At 71.2% G+C, this 18,509-nt stretch carries 13 protein-coding genes; 8 read left to right on the top strand and 5 right to left on the bottom strand.

The genetic code is table 11. The features are described 5' to 3' along the window. From ABTZ99_RS38055 to ABTZ99_RS38035, 5 genes are all read left to right on the top strand, one after another. The gene (locus tag ABTZ99_RS38055; protein WP_499617953.1) at positions 1-1,128 is read left to right on the top strand and encodes an acyltransferase family protein; all 1,128 of its coding nucleotides are present in this window, start codon (positions 1-3) and stop codon (positions 1,126-1,128) included. Positions 1,129-1,314: 186 nt separating this feature from the next. Next, positions 1,315-2,178, top strand: a complete 864-nt coding sequence (hisG, locus tag ABTZ99_RS38050; RefSeq protein WP_498780155.1) for an ATP phosphoribosyltransferase — start codon at positions 1,315-1,317, stop codon at positions 2,176-2,178. A 155-nt stretch (positions 2,179-2,333) separates the two neighbouring features. Beyond that, positions 2,334-2,882 carry an NADPH-dependent FMN reductase gene (locus ABTZ99_RS38045; protein WP_499617952.1) on the top strand — a complete coding sequence of 183 codons (549 nt, stop codon included), beginning with the start codon at positions 2,334-2,336 and terminating at the stop codon, positions 2,880-2,882. A gap of 28 nt (positions 2,883-2,910) precedes the next feature. Then, complete coding sequence (locus ABTZ99_RS38040; RefSeq protein WP_499617951.1) at positions 2,911-3,855, top strand: ATP-binding cassette domain-containing protein; 945 nt, start codon at positions 2,911-2,913, stop codon at positions 3,853-3,855. After that, positions 3,852-4,694 carry an ABC transporter permease gene (locus ABTZ99_RS38035; protein WP_499617950.1) on the top strand — a complete coding sequence of 281 codons (843 nt, stop codon included), beginning with the start codon at positions 3,852-3,854 and terminating at the stop codon, positions 4,692-4,694. Before ABTZ99_RS38040 ends, ABTZ99_RS38035 begins: the two co-directional genes overlap by 4 nt. A 1-nt stretch (position 4,695) precedes the next feature. Here ABTZ99_RS38035 and ABTZ99_RS38030 read toward each other — a convergent pair whose 3' ends face one another. Together ABTZ99_RS38030 and ABTZ99_RS38025 are read right to left on the bottom strand one after the other, a co-directional pair. Further along, on the bottom strand, positions 4,696-7,656 hold the full coding sequence (locus ABTZ99_RS38030; RefSeq protein WP_499617949.1) for an ATP-binding protein: 2,961 nt from the start codon (positions 7,654-7,656) through the stop codon (positions 4,696-4,698). 346 nt (positions 7,657-8,002) lie between these two features. Further along, complete coding sequence (locus tag ABTZ99_RS38025; RefSeq protein ID WP_499617948.1) at positions 8,003-8,611, bottom strand: TetR/AcrR family transcriptional regulator; 609 nt, start codon at positions 8,609-8,611, stop codon at positions 8,003-8,005. Between the two features lie 101 nt (positions 8,612-8,712). Here ABTZ99_RS38025 and ABTZ99_RS38020 point away from each other — a divergent pair, with 101 nt between their 5' ends. Next, on the top strand, positions 8,713-9,591 hold the full coding sequence (locus tag ABTZ99_RS38020; RefSeq protein ID WP_498780145.1) for an SDR family NAD(P)-dependent oxidoreductase: 879 nt from the start codon (positions 8,713-8,715) through the stop codon (positions 9,589-9,591). Between the two features lie 105 nt (positions 9,592-9,696). Here the strand turns inward: ABTZ99_RS38020 and ABTZ99_RS38015 are convergent, their stop codons facing one another. Next, complete coding sequence (locus ABTZ99_RS38015) at positions 9,697-12,693, bottom strand: 3-keto-alpha-glucoside-1,2-lyase-like domain-containing protein (protein WP_499617947.1); 2,997 nt, start codon at positions 12,691-12,693, stop codon at positions 9,697-9,699. A 335-nt stretch (positions 12,694-13,028) separates the two neighbouring features. Here ABTZ99_RS38015 and ABTZ99_RS38010 point away from each other — a divergent pair, with 335 nt between their 5' ends. Then, positions 13,029-15,101, top strand: coding sequence for a glycosyl hydrolase (locus tag ABTZ99_RS38010; RefSeq protein ID WP_499617946.1), 2,073 nt, complete (start codon positions 13,029-13,031; stop codon positions 15,099-15,101). Here ABTZ99_RS38010 and ABTZ99_RS38005 read toward each other — a convergent pair. Together ABTZ99_RS38005 and ABTZ99_RS38000 are read right to left on the bottom strand one after the other, a co-directional pair. After that, on the bottom strand, positions 15,091-17,190 hold the full coding sequence (locus tag ABTZ99_RS38005; protein WP_499617945.1) for a putative bifunctional diguanylate cyclase/phosphodiesterase: 2,100 nt from the start codon (positions 17,188-17,190) through the stop codon (positions 15,091-15,093). The genes ABTZ99_RS38010 and ABTZ99_RS38005 overlap by 11 nt on opposite strands. Continuing rightward, positions 17,190-17,333, bottom strand: coding sequence for a hypothetical protein (locus ABTZ99_RS38000; RefSeq protein WP_499617944.1), 144 nt, complete (start codon positions 17,331-17,333; stop codon positions 17,190-17,192). Before ABTZ99_RS38000 ends, ABTZ99_RS38005 begins: the two co-directional genes overlap by 1 nt. Before the next feature lie 286 nt (positions 17,334-17,619). Here ABTZ99_RS38000 and ABTZ99_RS37995 point away from each other — a divergent pair, with 286 nt between their 5' ends. After that, positions 17,620-18,477 carry a hypothetical protein gene (locus tag ABTZ99_RS37995; RefSeq protein ID WP_499617943.1) on the top strand — a complete coding sequence of 286 codons (858 nt, stop codon included), beginning with the start codon at positions 17,620-17,622 and terminating at the stop codon, positions 18,475-18,477. Positions 18,478-18,509 lie beyond the last annotated feature (32 nt).

Below are 18,509 nucleotides of genomic sequence, written 5' to 3'. Positions count from 1 at the left end.
ATGACCGCAGAGGTGGGGCAGCGGTCCCGGCTGGCCGCGGTGGACAACCTGAAGGTGCTGCTCGTCGCCTGGGTGATCGGCGGGCACGCGCTCCTCGGGTACTCGGCGGTGGGCGGGTGGCCGTACGACGAGGTCAACGAGGTCACCTTCGAGCCGCACGTCGAGGCCGTGCTCGCCGCCGTCCTCGGCCCGTCCGGGCTGTTCCTGATGGGCACCTTCTACCTGCTGTCCGGCCTGTTCACCCCCGAGTCGGTGGCCCGCAAGGGCGCCGGCCGGTTCGTCCGGGACCGGCTCGTCCGCCTCGGCGTCCCGTTCGCGCTGTCGGCGCTGCTGGTGTGGCCGCTGACGCTGTGGGTGGCCTACCGCGCCGCCGGGCACGACGTCAGCCCGTGGTGGGTGTTCACCCACCGCGACCCGATGCTCGACTCCGGCTCGCTGTGGTTCGTGGAGATCCTGCTGCTGTTCTCCATCGCCTACGCGCTGTTCGGCAGGCCGCGCGTGACGCCGGTCGTGCTGACCGGCGGCCACCTCGTCGCGGTCACCGCCGGCGTCGTGGTGAGCACGTTCGCGGTGCGGCTGTGGTTCCCGGCGCGCAGCGGGCAGATCGGCGACCTGCACGTCTGGTGGTGGCCGCAGCTGATCGCCATGTTCGGGGTGGGGATCGTGGGCGCGCGCTCGGGCCTGGCGCAGCGGGTGCCGGAGCGGATGTGGCGCGGCAGCCGGGTGGTCGCGGCGCTGGCCATCGTGTCCGTGCCGGTGACCGCGATCGCCCTCGGCGTGTCCGACCTCGCCGGGCAGGCGGGCCCGTTCCTCGGCGGCTGGCGGTGGCAGGCGCTGCTGTTCGCCGCGGTGGAGGCGGTGCTCGTGGTCGGCGGGTCGGTGTGGCTGCTCGGGTGGGCGCAACGGCGGCTGACCCGGGACGGCCCGCTGGCCGTGGCGCTCGCCCGTGGCGCGTTCGCCGCGTTCTTCATCCAGGGGCCGGTGCTCATCGTGCTCGCGGTGGCCGCCCGGCCGTTGCCGTTCCCGGCCGAGGTGAAAGCATTCCTGGTGGCCGCGGTCGCGATCGCGGTGTCTTTCGGGGCGGGCTGGCTATTGACCTCGCGAACCCGTGCGGGCCGGTTTCTGTAATTCATTCGACGGCCGTCGTCAATGGGTTGAACAGGTCCGCCGGGTCAATGTCCCGGCGGTCCGCGCTCACCTAGTGGGAAGCACGGACGGGTGACGCCGGCGCGACACCGCGTGGTTTCCACACCGTGGGACACCTGGGCATACCCGAGACGTGGGTGCGCGCCCCCGTGTGGGAGACTTCGCGCCATGGCTCCTCTTCGCTTCGCCCTGCCCAACAAGGGCTCGTTGAGTGCTCCCGCGGCGCAAATGCTGGCCGAAGCTGGTTACCGGGTGAACAGGTCCGGCCGTGAGCTGATCGTGGCGGACCCGGCAAATGATGTGCAGTTCTTTTTCCTGCGTCCCCGCGACATCGCGGTGTACGTGGGCGAGGGGTCGTTGGACGTCGGCATCACCGGGCGTGATCTGCTGCTCGATTCCACCGTGTCGGCGAAGGAAATCCTGCCGCTCGGCTTCGGCCGGGCGTCGTTCTACTTCGCGTCCAAGCCCGGCGGCATCCACGACGCCGCGGGCCTGGAGGGCAAGCGGATCGCGACCAGCTACCCGAACCTGGTCGGGCACCACCTGGCCGACCTCGGCATCAAGGCGCACCTCGTGCGGCTCGACGGCGCGGTGGAGACCGCCGTGGAGCTGGGCGTGGCCGACGCGATCGCCGACGTGGTCGAAACCGGCATCACGCTGAAGACCTCCGGCCTGGAGACGTTCGGCTCGCCGATCCTCAAGTCCGAGGCCGTGCTGATCCAGGGCGACACGGTCGCCGACGCCCCGGACGCCGTGCGCGCGGTCGAGATCCTGCACCGCAGGCTCCAGGGCGTGCTGATCGCCCGCCGTTACGTGATCCTCGACTTCGACTGCCCGGTGGAGGCGCAGGAGGAGGCCTTCAAGCTGGTGCCCGGCATCGAGTCGCCCACCGTCTCGCCGCTGGCCCGCGAGGGCTGGGTCGCTGTCCGATCCCTCGTGCCGCGCGACGACGCGCCGTTCATCATGGACGAGCTGTGGCGCGTGGGCGCCCGCGCGATCCTGGTCAGCTCCCTGGACACCTGCCGCATCTAGCCACGCGCACCGCGAAAACTCCACGTCCCCACCCCGGGGACGTGGAGTTTTCGCGTTCCGGACGTTCGACTCACCCGTCCTCAACCCAGGACGCGCGGCTGCTAGATCCGGTCTAGCGGGCCGTCTCGCGCCTACTGGGTGAGAGGAGGTGGCGCGTGGAGCCGCTGCGCATCGCCGTGATCATCGGCAGCACCCGCGAGGGACGCGTCGGTGACGGCATCGGCCGGTGGGTCGCCGAAGTCGCGGCCGAGCGCGACGACGTCGAGCCGGTCGTGCTCGACCTGGCCGACTACGACTTCCCGCCGTGCTACCCGGGCCGGCCGACGCCGGAGATCCGGCGGTTCACCGGGCAGGTGGCCGACGCGGACGGGTTCGTCGTCGTCACCCCCGAGTACAACCGCAGCTTCCCGGCCTCCCTCAAGCAGGCCATCGACTACGCCTACGACGAGTGGCACGCCAAGCCCGCCGGGTTCGTCTCCTACGGCTACCGCTCCGAGGGCTTCCACGCCGTGGAACAGCTCCGAACAGTTTTCACCGAGTTGCACGTCATGACAGTGCGAACGGGCGTCGGCGTGAACCTGCTCGCCGACGAACCGCTCGACACCGAGCACCGCCGCCGGGCCGCGGCGGCGATGTTCGACCAGCTCACCTGGTGGGCGTCGGCCCTCAAGGATGCCCGCACCCGACGCCCTTACGTCTCCTAGCTGTGTTTCACCGAGAAGGGGGAACTCCATGAACGCCATCGAAACGTCGGGCCTGGTCAAGGTCTTCGGCGACACCCGCGCGGTGGACGGCGTCGACCTGACCGTGCCCGCCGGGACGGTGTACGGCCTGCTCGGCCCGAACGGCGCGGGCAAGACCACGACGGTCCGCCTGCTGGCCACCCTGCTACGACCCGACGAAGGGGAGGCGCGGGTGTTCGGTCACGACGTGCGCGCCGATCCGGACGCGGTGCGCCAACTAGTCAGCCTCACCGGGCAGTACGCCTCCGTCGACGAGGACCTGACCGGCACCGAGAACCTGGTCCTGCTGGGCAGGCTGCTCGGCCACACCCGCCCGCACTCCCGCGCCAGGGCCGGGCAGCTGCTGGAGGCGTTCGGGCTGACCGACGCCGCGTCCAAGCAGGTCAAGCACTACTCGGGCGGCATGCGTCGCCGCTTGGACATCGCGGCCAGCATCCTCAACACGCCGAAGCTGCTGTTCCTGGACGAGCCGACCACCGGCCTCGACCCGCGCAGCCGCAACCAGGTGTGGGACATCGTCCGCGCGGTCGTCGCGCACGGCACCACCGTGCTGCTGACCACGCAGTACCTGGACGAGGCCGACCAGCTCGCGTCCCGCATCGCGGTGATCGACCACGGCAAGGTGATCGCCGAGGGCACGAAGGGTGAGCTGAAGGCGTCCGTCGGGGTCGGCGCGGTGCACCTGCGCCTGCGTGACGCGGACCAGCGGGAACGGGCGCGGCAGGTGCTGGCCGGCGCGCTGGAGGCCGACGTGCAGCTGGACTCCGACCCGGTCGCGCTGACCGCGCGGCTCTCCGGCCGGGCCACCGAGCAGGCCGCCGAGGCGCTGGCCCAACTCGCCCGCGAGGGCATCACCGTCGACACGTTCTCCCTCGGCCAGCCCAGCCTGGACGAGGTCTTCCTGGCCCTCACCGACAAGAAGGAGGCGGCGTGACCGTCACCAAGGAAGCCGAGCTCCTGCCCGCGCCCAAGGCGGAGGACCTGGCGGCGGTGCTGCTGGAGACCGTGCAGCCGCGCCGGCCGAGCGCGCTGTCGGCGTCGCTCACGTTCGGCTGGCGCGCCGTGCTCAAGATCAAGCACGTGCCCGAGCAGCTGTTCGACGTCACCGCGTTCCCGATCATGATGATTCTGATGTTCACCTACCTGTTCGGCGGCGCGCTGGCCGGGTCGCCGGGGGAGTACATCCAGTACCTGCTGCCCGGCATCACGGTGACCAGCGTCGTGATGATCACCATGTACACGGGCGTCGCGGTGAACACCGACATCGAGAAGGGCGTGTTCGACCGGTTCCGCACGCTGCCGATCTGGCGGCCGGCGCCGATGGTCGGCTACATCCTGGGCGACCTGCTGCGGTACGTGCTGGCGTCCGCCGTGATCATGATGGTCGGCCTGATCCTGGGCTTCCGGCCCGGCGGCGGGTTCGTCGGCGTGGTGCTCGGCGTGGCGGTGCTGGTGGCGTTCTCGTTCGCGTTCTCGTGGGTGTGGACGATGTTCGGCCTGCTGATGCGCAGCGAGAAGTCCGTGATGGGCGTGAGCATGCTCTTCCTGTTCCCGCTGACGTTCCTGTCCAACGTCTACGTCGACCCGGCGACGATGCCGGGCTGGTTGCAGGCGTTCGTCGACGTCAACCCGATCAGCACCCTGGTCGAGGCCGTGCGCGCGCTGATGGCGGGCGAGTTCGACGGCGACGCCATGATGTGGACGCTCGGCTACGGCATCGTGTTCACCGTCGTGTTCGGCGCCCTGACCATGCGCCTGTACAACCGGAAGTGAGCTAGAGCCGGAAGCTCTCGTGTCCTGAGTAGACGCACGTCGCCCCGGTCGAGACGGTCTCCCTCAAGTGGGCCGCGAGACCGGGGTGGCGTTCGTCCAGCTTGCGCAGGGTGTCGCGGATGCGGGCGGTGACGGCTTTGCGGGCCCGTTCGGCTTCGTCGCCGAGCCTGCGGGTGCGACCGGCCAGACCGGCGGCGGTGCGCAGTTCCTCCAGCAGCGCGGCGCGTTCCCGGTCCAGGGCGGCGGCGCGGTCGTCGTCGAACGCGCGGTCGATCTCGTCGTCCAGCTGCGCCAGCCGACGCCGGTAGCGGGACTTCGCCTCGTCGTCCAGCACCGGGTCGCCGCCCAACCGCGCCGACACCACCGCCTCGGGCGCGAGCAACGCCACCGCGGCCACCGGCTCGCCCGGACTGCTCAGCAGCACGTGCAGATCGCGCAGCCCCTTGGAGTCCGGCATCCGCACCGTGACCCCGTCGTAGGACAACGCCCACACCTCGCCCTCACGCCGGAACTCGCGGACCGGCACCGACCCGGCCGGCTCCGACGGCGCGCCCTGCGCCCCCAACGCCTCCGCCAGGTGGCACCGCGCCCGCGCCACCCACGGCCGGGCCCGCATCCGCTCGGCCGACCCCAGCGCCGCGGTCAACTCGTCCACCGCGTCGTCACACCGACCGAGCGCCAAGTCCACCAGACCCAGCCACAGGTCCACCGGCCCGCTGATGTCGCACCCGTACAACGACACCAGCCACTTGCCCCGGTGCGGCGCCAACTCCTCGCGCACCCGCGCCGCCAGCTCCCGATCACCCGCCGCGTGGGCGAACTGGGCCCGGAACCGCAGCCACAGCGGCTCGAACGACGCGTGCGACCGGTCGTCCTGGACGGGCTGCTCGAGGTGGACCCGGGCGGCCGCCACGTCACCGCGTTCGAGGGCGGCGATGCCCGCCGGCAGCCCCGGGTACGGGTAGTTGCTCGCGAGGATCTCCGGCGCCAACTCGTCCAGCTCGGCGAACTTCCCCTGCAACACCAGCAACGCCCACCGCAGGTGCAGGTACATCATCCGGAACCCGGTGTGGTTGCTCGCGCCCAGCTCGATCGCCCTGGCCAGCAACGCCTCCGCCTCGACGAACCGGCCCTGCATCGCGGTGATGATCGACTGGTCGATCGCGGCCGAGAAGTTGAACCGGCTCATGCCCAGCCGCTCCGACAGCGCGACGAACGCGTGCAGCTGCTCGACGTAGCGCGGGTCGCCGAGCTCCACCAGCGCCACCCACCGGAACGACGTGGCGAAGTGCTCGACGGTGTGGTCGCCGCTGCGCCGCGACACGGTGATCAGCTCGTCGATCAACGCCAGCCGCTGCTCGGCGTTGCCGATGCCCACAGTCGTGTCGTGCACCGCCCACAGCCCTGAGGCCAACGCGTCGTCGTCGCCTCCACCCCGCGCCACCTCGGCGGCGTGCAGGCTCATCTCGCGCGCCAACACCTCCGTCGGCACATCGGGCGCCGGCCCGATCAACCGGCAGTACGCCTCCCGCACCACCGCGGTGGCCCGCGCCTCGTCCTCGGCGAACCGGTAGACCGCCAACGCGATCCGGGCGAACGGCTCCGCGTCGTCCAGCTCCCGCGCCAGCGCCGCCGCCTCGTCGAAGATCTTCCGCGCCTCCGCGGGCTCGGCGCAGTGGTACAGCTCGTTGCCGAGCTCCAACGCCACCGCGATCCGCCGCCTGGCGCCCTCGGCCCGCTCCAGCGCCCGCCGGTAGTGCCCGGCCGCCTCCTCGACCGCCATCCGCCGGCTCGCGTCCCGCGCCGCCGCCACGATCAGGTCCACCGCGCGGTCGGCCGCCAACCGGTCCCCGGCCAGGTGCGCGTGCCGGGCCAGGTCCGCCGGGAACACCTGCTCCGCGAGGTCGCCGTCCAACGCCTGCACCACCGCCGCGTGCCGTGCGTCCACATCGGACAGCGAGCCGTACAGCGCCTCGCGCACCAGGTCGTGCGCGAACGAGAACCGACCACCGCCCAACCCGTGCACCAGCCGTGCTTGCGCGGCCTGGTCGAGCAACCGGTCCACCGCCGGCACCGGCAGCGAGGCCGTGGCGGCCAACACCTTCCGGTGGAACTCGTGCCCCAGCACCGCCGCCGTCGTCAACAGGTCGCCGACCGGCGCGGGCAGCAACGACAACCGCCGCCCCAACGCGTCACGCACCCCGGGCGCGACCGCCGTAACCGACCCACCGCCGTGCCACAGCCGCGCCGTCTGCTCCACGAAGAACGGATTACCGCCCGTGCGCAAGTGCACCTCGGCCACGAGCTCCGGCTCCGGCTCGCGCCCCGCCGTCCGCGCCATCAACTCACCGACCTCGGCCGGCGCCAACCCGGTCAACGCCACCGTCGCGGCCCGACTGAGCAACGGCGTCATCAACGGCCTCAGCGGATGGCTCTCCGCGTCCACCTCGTTGTCACGATAAGTGCCGATCAGCAGCACCCGCTCGAACCACGTGTGCTGCGCCGCGAACTCCAACAACTTCAACGACGCCGAGTCCGCCCAGTGCAAGTCCTCCAGCACGACCACCACCGGCCGATGCTGCGACACCGCCACCAACGCCGAGGTCACCGCGTCGTACAGCGCGAAGCTCTCCGACCTGTGCTCCGAGGGCTCCTCACCGAGCAACACCGCCAGCGGCCCCCGGTCCACCGCCTCCCACTCCTGGACCGCCGCCGCCCGCCGCAACGCCCGGATCACCTGCACCCACGGCCAGTAACCGGGCGCGCTCTCGGAATCCCAACAGGACCCACCGAGCACCAACGCCCCCACCCGCCGCGCCCGCTCCGCCGCCCCGGTCACCAACGTGGTCTTACCGATCCCCGCCTCACCCGCGACCAGCACCAACCCACCGTGGCTGCCAACCGCACGGTCTACTTCCGCGCTCAGCACCCCGGCTGGGTGGTCACGTCCGATGAGTCGCATAGCAACCAGAAACTTAGCCCATCAGACCGACAACAGGCGTGCGTTCAGGCGATGTCCAGCACCAAAATTCGCTCACGTGTGCGAATCGCCCACCCCCGCCGCCCTACCCAAAGGAAGGGTTTCGTGTCATCCCGCCGACCTGGCTCCGCCCTACCGCGCGCGTCAAGGGGGCCTGTGCGTCCCTTGCCCGCCCCTCCGCCAATACCGGCCCCCTTGGCGCGTGTGGTAGCCCGTAGGGAGGTCGGTGGGATGACACGAAACCCGACCAACAACGGACCCGCCGCCGAACCACCCACCGGCCCGTCATCCTGCTGATCTGCCCGTCCGGCGAGGACTCTCTTAATCTTTAAAGCTCTTCCACCCCACCCGCCCCACCCACCGCACCCGCCCCGTCCACCGCACCCAACTCACCCAACCGCGCAAACGCCGCATCCACCGCCCCGGGCAACACCTCCGGATCGCCATCCGCCAACGCATTCCCCGCCGCGAAGCAGGCCATCGCCAACTGCGGCGCAAGCGCCGCCACCTCAGCCGACGCACCGCGCTCGAGCAGGTTGGCCCGGAGGATCTGGCACAACCTGGCGAACTTGCGCGCCGCACGGTCCCGCAGCTCCGGGTTCTCGCGCAGCAGCCGTTCGTGCGTGCGGTAGTGCTCACCGTCCGCCGTCAGCTCTCGGCACAGCTCCGTCGCCACCACCCGCAGCTGCGCCAGCGCGCCCGCCAGGTCGGTCACCGGCGGCAACGCCCGGTGTCGTTCGCTCAGCGCCTCGACGATCGCCTGCTCGTCGGAGAACACCACTTCCTGCTTGTCGCCGAAGTAGCGGAAGAACGTCGTGCGACCCACCTCGGCCCGTTCGGCGATGTCGGTGACCGTCACTGCAGCGAACCCGCGTTCGTCGAACAGCTCGAACGCCGCCTCCACGATCTGTTCCCGCGCGCGCTGCTGCTTGCGCAAGCGCAGCGGCATCCGTTCCGACATGGCCTCAGCATAGCGGCCCCGGTACGAAGTCCGGTACGGTACTGAGTACCACTTCGAACTACGTACCAGGAGCGACCATGGGCACCACGGGCACCACATTGATGACCGGCGCGAGCCGTGGCCTCGGCCGCGAAGCCGCCGAACACCTGCTCCGCCACCACCCGGACCGGCACCTGCTCGTGCTCAACCGCAAGCCCGGCCTGGCCGCCGAACTGACCGCGGTCACCGGCAACCGCAACGTCTCCGAGGTGGTCGGCGACCTGGCGTCGTTCGCCGACATCCGCCGCGTCGCCGCCGAGGTCGAGGGGCCGCTGGAGGGGTTCCTGGGCAACGCGGGCTTGCAGATGGCGACCACCCGCAAGCTCACCGCCGACGGCTTCGAGATGACCTTCGGCGTGAACGTGCTGGCCTACCACCTGCTGCTGAACCTGCTCCTGCCGCGCTTCACGAACCCGGCGCGGATCATCGTGGTCGGCAGCGACGTGCACGACGCCGACCTCAACACCTTGGGCCTGATCCCACCGCCGCGCTGGGACCACCCGCGCGAGCTGGTCAAGCCGGGCAAGGACTCCGGCAGGGAGGGCAGGCGGGCCTACGCCACCAGCAAGCTCGGCGTGATCTACCTGGTCCACGCGCTGCGGCGCCGGCTACCGGAGGGCGTGGACGTCTACTCCTACAACCCCGGGCTGGTGCCGGGCACAGAGCTGTCGCGCGACGCCGGTCGGCTCGGCCGGGCCGCGTTCCGCGCGGTCGGCAAGGCGCTGGTCGCCCTGCCGGTCGCCACCACCCCCGCCGAAGCCGGCCGACTCCTGGCGGAGGCGATGGCGGGACCGCGCCCCGGCGAGAGCGGTTCCTACATCAACAAGGGCAAGGTGGTCCCGTCATCGTCGGAGTCCTACGACGAGCGACGCGAGGAGGAACTGTGGGCCACCGCCAACGAACTGTGCGGCCTCTGAGGCGTCCCGCACAACGCTTTCACCGCACGGGCCTTCTTACCCCCATCCGCACCTTCCCCACCCGCACCGGGCCGCTCACCGACAAGCGGCCCGGCGCGGCCCGCGTCACCCGAGGGGCTCGACCCAGATGTTGCGGAACCTGACGTTCTCACCCGGATCACCGTGGTCCTGCAGCCGCAACGGCCCCGCCGTCGGCCCTTCCGCCGCACCACCACCGGTCGGCCCGTCGACCACGAAGTCCTGATGGACCGTGACCCCGTTCCACACCACCGTGACCCGCGCGTTCGCGATCTTCACCCCCGCGCTGTCGAACCGGGCCGCCCGGAACGTGACGTCGTACGCCTGCCACGTCTGCGGCGCGCTGCCCGCGTTGACCGACGCCGCCCGCTTCAAGTAGACGCTCCCCGCCTCATCGGCGCCCAACGGCTGCTTCCCGAAGCTGTCCAGGATCTGCAACTCGTACCGGTCCTGGAGGTAGACACCGCTGTTGGCCCGCTGCTGCCCGGTCACGTTCGACGGCAGGTTCGGCAACCAGAACTCCAGGTGCAGCTTGAAATCCCCGAACACCTGCCTGCTGCGGATGTCGCCGCCGAGCGCCTCCATCGACCCGCCCGCCACCGGCCACGACGGGGCGCTGCCGTCGGCGTTGCGCCAGTTCTCCGTGCCGCCACCGCCGTACAGGACGACGCGCTGGGCCGGGGCGACCGTCAGGTAGTCCAGGTTCACGTGCCCGACGTCCCCGCTGTCCACCCGGTACGCGATGGTGTTCGCGCCCGCCCGCAGCGTCAACGCCTCGGTGTGCGTCGCCCACGTGTCCCACGTCCCCGTATCGGCCAACGCCACCTGCCTGACCTTCGCACCGTTGACGTACACGCTCACCGTCTTGGTCCCGGACGACGGGTTGGGCCCGTTGCTGTAGCGCAGGCCCACGTTGTGCGAGCCTGCCGCCGCCGCGTTCACCGCGAACCGCGTGGTCGCACCCTGAGTCCCGTACCCGTCGACGAATCCCGAGCCCGAGTAGCCGGTGTGGTCGGTGTTGACCCCCGCGCCGCCGGACAGGGCCGCGCTCTCGGCCTCGAACGACTGCGTGGCCGACGGCGCGGCGCCGACGAGGTTGTTGAGGGTGTACCAGGCCTCGGTGTTCCACAGCGGCACGCCGGTGTTCGACGAGAACGGCCGCGGCGAGCGGAGGTGCACCACCCGACCGGCCTTGAGACCGTTGAGCTTCAACGTGACCTTCCGGCCGTCCGCGGACACCGCCGCGGAGGCGACCGAGAGGCTTTCCTGGTCCACCTTCGGCCCGCCGTACGTCGGCGCCGCCGCGTACCGCCACTGCGTGGCCCGGTACCGACCGGCGAGCCCGGCCGCCGTCTCCGCCGACAACGGCTGGGTGTACTCGATCTCGAACCCTCCCGCGATCGCCCGCATCGCCAGCACGTCGAACGTCCGGCCGCCGTTGGGCGCGAGCTTCTGCAGCCCGTACAGCAGCTTGCCGTCCTGGCCCCAGTTGCCGCCGTCCCCGATGCCGCCGACGTAGATCGCGCCGTCCGGACCGAGGCTGATCCGGTTCACGCCGGCCTCCAGCCCCTGCGTCATCCGGAACACCGCGCCCTGGTACTCGCCGTTGACCTTCTCCAGGAACGCGCGCTGCAACCCGCCATACGTCACGTCACCGAAGACCATCTGCCCGGCGTAGACGCCCTGGGTGAGCTGGACGGGCGTGCTGGGGGAGTTGGCGATCTCGTTCTGCGGCAACCACAACACCGGCGGGCTGACCGGCTTCGCGTCGAACGGGCCCGCCGGGTTGGTGTAGTGGTTGAAGAACCGGTCCTGCTTGATGTGCACCATCTTCGACGCGGGCAGGTAGCCGCCCTGGTTGTCGTTGACGAAGATGCCGCCCTCCGGACCCCAGCCAATCCCGTTGGGCGTGCGCAGGCCGCCCGCGATGTAGCTGACCTGCCCGGTCGCGCGGTCCACCTTCACCGTCGTGCCCCGGTTCGCCGCGGGCTGCGGGTTGGTCGTGGCGCCGCCCTCGTTGATCGCGACGGAGAGGCTGAGGTAGAACGCCCCGCTCTGGTACAGCAGGCCGAACGCGAACTCGTGGAAGTTGCCGCCGTACGGCCACGACGCCACCGCGCGCGACTGGTCGATCACGTCGTCGCCGTTGGTGTCGGTCAGCTCGGTCAGCTGGTGCTTCTGCGACACGTAGATCCTGCCGTCGAGCACCTTCAGGCCCATCGGCTCACGCAGGTTCGTCGCGATCCGCTTGGTGGTGACCCGGTCCGGCGAGGTGGCGCCGGTGACGTTGCCGAGCACCCAGACCTCGCCGGTGTCGGTGCTCTTGCCGTCCCAGGTGGCGATGGCCAGGCGGCCGTCGGGGAACCAGTCCATCGCGCTGACCCGCGGCTGGAAACCGGTGGGGCGCAGGGTGGTCAGCGTGTAGTCCGGGTGCACGGAGTTGAGCGGCAACCCGTCGCCGGGGGAGTCGGAGCCGGTCGCGCAGTCCTTGCGGCCGGGCGCGGTGACCCGCACGACGTCCGCGTCCGTGCTCAGCGCCGAGTTCGGCACGACCGTGAAGCCGGTGGCGCCCGGCGGCCTCCACTGCAACGTCAGCTGCTGCCCGCCGTCGCGCTCGAAGTGGTCGATCAGCAGGGAGTGGTAGCCGGTCGACAGGGTGACCGTGCCGTCCTTGGGGTCCGGACCGTGCAGCCCGTCGTGGTCGACCACGACGCCGCCGTCCACGGTCAGCCGCGACCCGTCGTCGCTGAGCAGCCGGAACGCGTAGGTGCCCGCCTGCGTGACGTTGAGGTTGCCGGTGACCTGGGCGACGAACCGGTCGGCGAACCCGAAGTCGGTGGTCGTCGTCCAGTCGACGGTGGGCATGAGCTTGTCGACGTTGGGCGTCTGGGCGGGCTTGAGCGCGCAGAGCTTGTCCAGCGGCACCTGGACGTCGAAGACCCGCAACGTCACGCCGGGCTCTTGGGGCGGCACGGCGTCGCCGCGGGGATCGGCCGTCGCCGGTAGTCCCGAGCCGCCGATCAGCAGGGCTGCCGCTAACAGACCGAGGGCGGGGTTGCGCGTCCGTCGCGCTGTCCATCTCATGATCCATGCTCCAGGAGGGCAGGGACGACCACGCGGTGTCCGACGTCGTCGTCGCACGGTTGCAGGGTCCGCACGCGGTGGCGGGGTGTGGCAGGGGAGCTGTGGTCGGGTCACAGGGGATGGGCGGAACGTGGTGAACGGTAGGTCGCCGGCAGTGGTCTAGTCCAGAACTTTCGCTGATTCTGACCGGACTTTTGTCTGGTTCTTACATAAGTCTTCGGGGTTGCGGACCCCCGACTCTTTCTCCGCGCCCATGCCCGCCCTATGCTTCTGGGAGCGCTCCCAGAGCGCAGCCCGGCTCGTGCCCTGCCAACGGCGGTGAAGGGACCAACGACGTGAGGTTGTTACTGCTCGTCTCGCTGATAGCCCTGACCCTCGCCCCACCGGCCGCGGCGGCGCCGGGCGAGTGGATCGAGGCGGAGGGCGGCGCCCTGTCCGGCGTCGTGGTCGAGACGTCCGTCGAGGGTTTCTCCGGCGCCGGTTACGTCGGCGGGTTCGACGAGGCCGCCGACCACGTGAGCATCACGATCCCGGACAGCCCCGGCGGGCTGCACGACCTCACCGTCCGCTACGCCGCGCCCTACGGCCCGAAGCAGACGGCCGTCTCCCTCAACGGCGCCTCCGTGGGAGAGGTGGCGCTGGCCGAGAACCCCGGCTTCACCGAGGCCACCGGCGCGAAGCTGCTGCTGGCCGAGGGCGACAACACGGTCACCTTCACCACCGGCTGGGGCTGGTACCTGATCGACGCGATCAAGGTGACCCCCAGCGCACCTCCCGCGCCCGGCGTCCACGAAGCCGAGGACGGCGAGCTGAACGGCACCGTGGTCGAGTCGAGCGTGGCCGGCTTCTCCGGTCGCGGTTACGTGGCGGGCTTCGACACCGGCACGGACAACGTGACCATCACGATCCCGGACAGCCCCGGCGGCCTGCACGACCTCACGATCCTCTACGCCACCCCGTACGGCGCGAAGACGGCGTCGCTCTCCCTCAACGGCAGCGGCCTCGGCGACGTGCAGTTCCCCGAGCACCCGACGTTCACGTCGATCCCGGCCGGCAAGGTGCTGCTGGTCCCCGGCGACAACACGGTCACCATCACCAACAACTGGGGCTGGTACCTGATCGACGCCATCAAGGTGACGCCCAGCGCGCCGCGCGGCCCGCACCAGGTCACCGGCGCGTTGACCGACCCGGCCGCCACCACCGAGGCCAAGGGCGTGATGCGCTACCTGGCCGACAACTACGGCGAGAACATCCTGTCGGGTCAGCAGGACCAGGCGAGCATCGACTGGGTCGAGCAGAACATCGGCGAGGCGCCCGCCATCGGCGGCTACGACCTGATGGACTACTCGCCCAGCCGGGTCGAGCGCGGCACCGTCGGCCGCGACGTCGACCACGCCCTCGCCTACGACCAGCGCGGCGGTATCGTCACCCTGGCCTGGCACTGGAACGCCCCGTCCGGCCTGATCGACCAGCCGGGCAAGGAGTGGTGGCGCGGCTTCTACACCGACGCCACCACCTTCGACCTCGCCGCCGCCCTCGCCGACCCGACCTCCACCGACTACCGGCTGCTGATCCGCGACATGGACGCGATCGCCGTGCAGCTCAAGCGCCTCGCCGACGCCAAGGTCCCGGTCCTGTGGCGACCGCTGCACGAGGCCGAGGGCGGCTGGTTCTGGTGGGGCGCCAAGGGGCCCGGCCCGGCCAAGCAGCTCTACCGCCTGCTGCACCAGCGGCTGGTCGGCCACCACGGCCTGCACAACCTGATCTGGGTCTGGAACTCCGTCTCGCCCGACTGGTACCCCGGCGCCGACGTCGTCGACGTGGTCAGCATGGACTCGTACCCGCCGCAGGGCGACCACGGTCCGGTGATCGGCCCGTACGAGAAGCTGGTCGACCTCGGCGAGGACCGCAAGCTCGTCGCCCTGGGCGAGGTCGGCTCCATCCCGGACCCCGACCTGGTCCGCGCCTACGAGGCCCGCTGGTCCTGGTTCGTCACCTGGAGCGGCTCGTTCATCCAGGACGGCGTGGTCAACCCGCGCGACTTCGTGCACCGCGTGTACGACCACGCGAACGTGATCACCCTCGACGAGCTGCCGGACTTCAAGACGACCCAGGGCGACTGCGCCGCGACCATGCGCGTGGTGGCGCAGTGGGGCACCGGGTACCACGTCGAGATCACCGTGCGGCACCAGGAGAACTCGCCGTCCGCGGGCTGGCGGGTGAGCTGGCCGTTCCCGAACGGGCACGTCCGGCACGCCTGGGGCGCGACCATCACCACCGACGGCACGACCGCGACGGCCAGGAACGTCTCGTGGAACTCGGCGATCAAGCCGGGTGAGAGCGTCACGTTCGGGTACCTCGCCAGCGGCTCCCCGACAGCGCCTGCGTTGACTTGCGCTATCGGGTGATCACGTCCGGTGGACCGGCGGGAGCGAACAGGGGACCGGACGCGGTGTCCGCACCCACCTCCCGCCACCACCGGGCTTGTTCCGGTGTCGTGACGTCGGCGGCGGTCACCCCGACGCCGGCGTCACGCACCACCTCCAGCACACCGGCCAACGCCCGCGCCACCGCCGTTCCCGGTCGCGTGGCGGGCGACCGCGCCATCCGCACCGCCCGCACCGGCACGCCGTCGAGCAGGCGCGCCAGGTCGTGCGGCGCGGCGGTGAAGTCCTCCACCTCGACGCCCACCCCGTCCTCGACCAGGTACCTCAGCGTGTCGGCCGCGTCGCCGCGCTCGCCGGAGAACGCCTGACCGGGCGCGCCGAGCCGCAACGACGACGCGGGCAACCCGGTGTCGGACAACGCCTCCCGCACCACGGCGTGCAGCTCCGGGTCCGCCGCCTGGCTCGGCGTCAACGCCCACCGCACCGGCAGGTCGCGGCCCCGCTCCCGCCGCCACGACCGGGCCTGCTCGCACGCCGCGCGCAGCGCCCACGTGCCCAGCGGCACGATCAGCCCGGTGTCCTCGGCCAGGGCGAGGCACTGCTCGTGCGGCAGCGCGCCCGCCGTCGGGTGGTCCCACCGCAGCACCGCCTCGGCCGACTCCACGCGCCCGTCCGCCAGCCGCACCACGGGCCGGTACAGCACCGTGATCTCGCCGTTCTCCCACGCGCCGGGCATGGTCGCGGCCAGGCTGAACGCGCGCCGGTCCCGACCGTCCCGCGCCGGGTCGTACAGCTCCCACTGCCTGCGCCCGTTGCCCTTGGCCCGCCGCAACGTCAGGTCGGCCGAGTCGAGCAGGTCCGAGGGCGCCGAGTCGCGCGGCGGCCGGTGCACCACGCCGATCGTCGCCGACACCGCCACCCGATTGCCGCCGGAGTCGAACGGCGCGGACAACAGGTCGTTGATCCGGCGGATCGTGGTCACCACGTCGGGGGTGGTCGGGGTGTTCTCGATCAGGATCGCGAACTCGTCGTGCCCGAACCGGGCCACCATCGCGTTCTCCTCGGCCACGACCGCGCCCAGCCGGCCGGCGACGACCTTGAGCACGTGGTCGCCGACCTCGCGGCCGAGGCCGCCGGTGATCCGCGAGAAGCCGTCCAGGTCCAGGTGGAACACGGTGACGCCCGTGCCGGGATCGGCCGTGCGCAGCGCCTGCTCCAGCCTGCTGGTGAAGTACTGGCGGTTGGGCAGCCTGGTCAGCACGTCGTGCAGCGCCTGGTGGTTGAGCTGGCCTTGCAGCAGGTTGACGTCGGTGGCGTCCTCGGCGAGCACGATCACCTGGGCGTGGCCCTCCAACCGGCGCAACGGCGACAGCGTGAGCGTCACCCAGGCCGGCTCGCCGTCGCCGCGCAGCAGCCGGCGCGGCTGGGTGACCGACCCCGTGCCGCCGTCGGCCAGCTCCGCGAACTCGGCGCGCAACGCCGTCCGCTCGTCCGGGTGCGCCAGCTCGAACAGCGACGACCCGGCAAGCTCGGCGGGCGGGCGGTCCACGATCCGGGCCAGCGCGCCGTTGGAGCGCACCAGCCTGCCGTCCGGGTCGGCCGTCGCGATGCCGGTGGACAGGTGGTGCTCCAGCAGCTCGAACCTGGCCTCGCCGTACTGGAGCTCCACCTGCGCCTCGCGCATCGCCTTGTACAGCGAGCGGCCGAGCTGCTCCTGCTGGGTCAGCACGGTGGCGCGGGTCTTGTCGACGAAACCGGCCGAGAGCGAGGCGATCACGTCGACCACGCGTTCGCGCAGCTTGTCCGGCGGCGCGAGGGAGGACATGCCGAGCAGGCCCTTGCTCACGATCTCCACCGAGACCCGCAGCGCCTCGGCGGTGGTGCAGTTCAGGTCGACCAGCACCGCGCCGACCTCGTGGCCCGCGCGCTGCGCCAGCGACTCGGTCGCCACGCCCGCGCACAGCCGTTCGACCAGCCCGAGCAGCTGCCGTTCCAGCTCGACGGCGGTGAGCGGGACGAACGTGCGGGAGCTGAGCAGGTAGGCCCACTTCTTCGCGAGCTTCGTCCGGGCCCGCAGCCCGTCCGCGTCTCGGGGGACCGCGGCGGTCATCACCGACCCCCGGCTACCGGCTCACGGTCCGGCTCCGGCTTGCGGCCGACGCCCGCCCAGACCCGGGTGTCGTCCTCGTAGGTCCTGGCCACGCTCGGCACTGTGGTGTCGATGCCCTCGGGCACCCAGTCCAAGTCGGTCATGGCGCGCTCCGGGCTTTCGCGAATCGGTCGAGGGGACGGGCGGACCAGAACATCCAACCGCTCGCGACGCACGGGCACCAGCGGATTCGACCAACTTGACTCCAATGCGCGATCCCGCCGGGCTCCGAACGGCGCATAGAGTGCACGCCGATGACCGCCAGTGCGAATGCCGGGAAAACCGAGGTGCCCACGGTTCCCGGGCGATTACCGCTGCTCGGGCACACCGCCGCCATCCTGCGACAACGGCTCGCCTTCACCACCGAGCTGCGGACCCACGGCCTGGGTCGTGCGGGTCTACCAGGGCAAACTACCGCTGCACTTCGTCACCACCGCAAAATTGGCGCACCAAGTGCTCACCGGCGACACGGACAAGTTCGACAAGGGCCTCTTCATCGACAAACTGCGGCTGGCGTTCGGGAACGGCCTGGTCAGCACCGACGGCGAATTCCACCGCCGGCCACCGCGGATGATCCAACCCACCTTCCACCGCCGTCCGCTCACCCGGTATTCGGAGACGATGACCGCACTGGCCGCCGATCCGGCGAATTCCTGGCGGGATGGACAAGTGCTGGAGTTGGGCCGGGTCATGCAGGACCTCGCGATCACCGTGATCGGCCGGACGCTGTTCTCCACCGACTTCGCGCGGTCGGTGAGCGCGGAGATCCGGGCGCACACGCCGACGCTCATCCGGCTCGGCGTGGTCCGGGCCCCTGTCGCCCGCCGGGCTCGAGAAGCTGCCCCGGCTGCCGTACTTGCGGCGCGTGATCACCAAGGCTTTGCGCCACTACCCGTTGTGGCTCATGCTGCGGCGCGCCGACACGTCGGTCTCCTTGGGCGATGTGCGGGTGCCGGCGGGCCGGAGGTCGGCTTCAGCCCGCACGCGCTGCACTACGATCCCCGCTACTACGACGACCCAGCGCGGTTCGACCCCGCCGTGGGCACGCGTGACGCGGCGGTGTGCGGCCTGCCCGCCACGGACTGCTCGACGTCGGAGACGCTGCGCGCGGCCGAGGCGCCGTACTTCCGCAGTCCGCTGAGGGCCTGCGCGCTGTCCGGCTACGGCCACTCGATGAACCTCGCGCCCAACGCGCGGGACTACTGCTCGGCGGTCTCCTCCTGGGTCTCGCAGGAGGTCGGCCGCTGACCGGTGGTGCGGGGTCCGCACGCGCCGCGGAC

This window comes from Actinosynnema sp. NPDC002837 (assembly GCF_040295345.1).
Taxonomy (GTDB): domain Bacteria; phylum Actinomycetota; class Actinomycetes; order Mycobacteriales; family Pseudonocardiaceae; genus Actinosynnema.
This window is presented reverse-complemented; position numbering and strand designations above follow the sequence as displayed.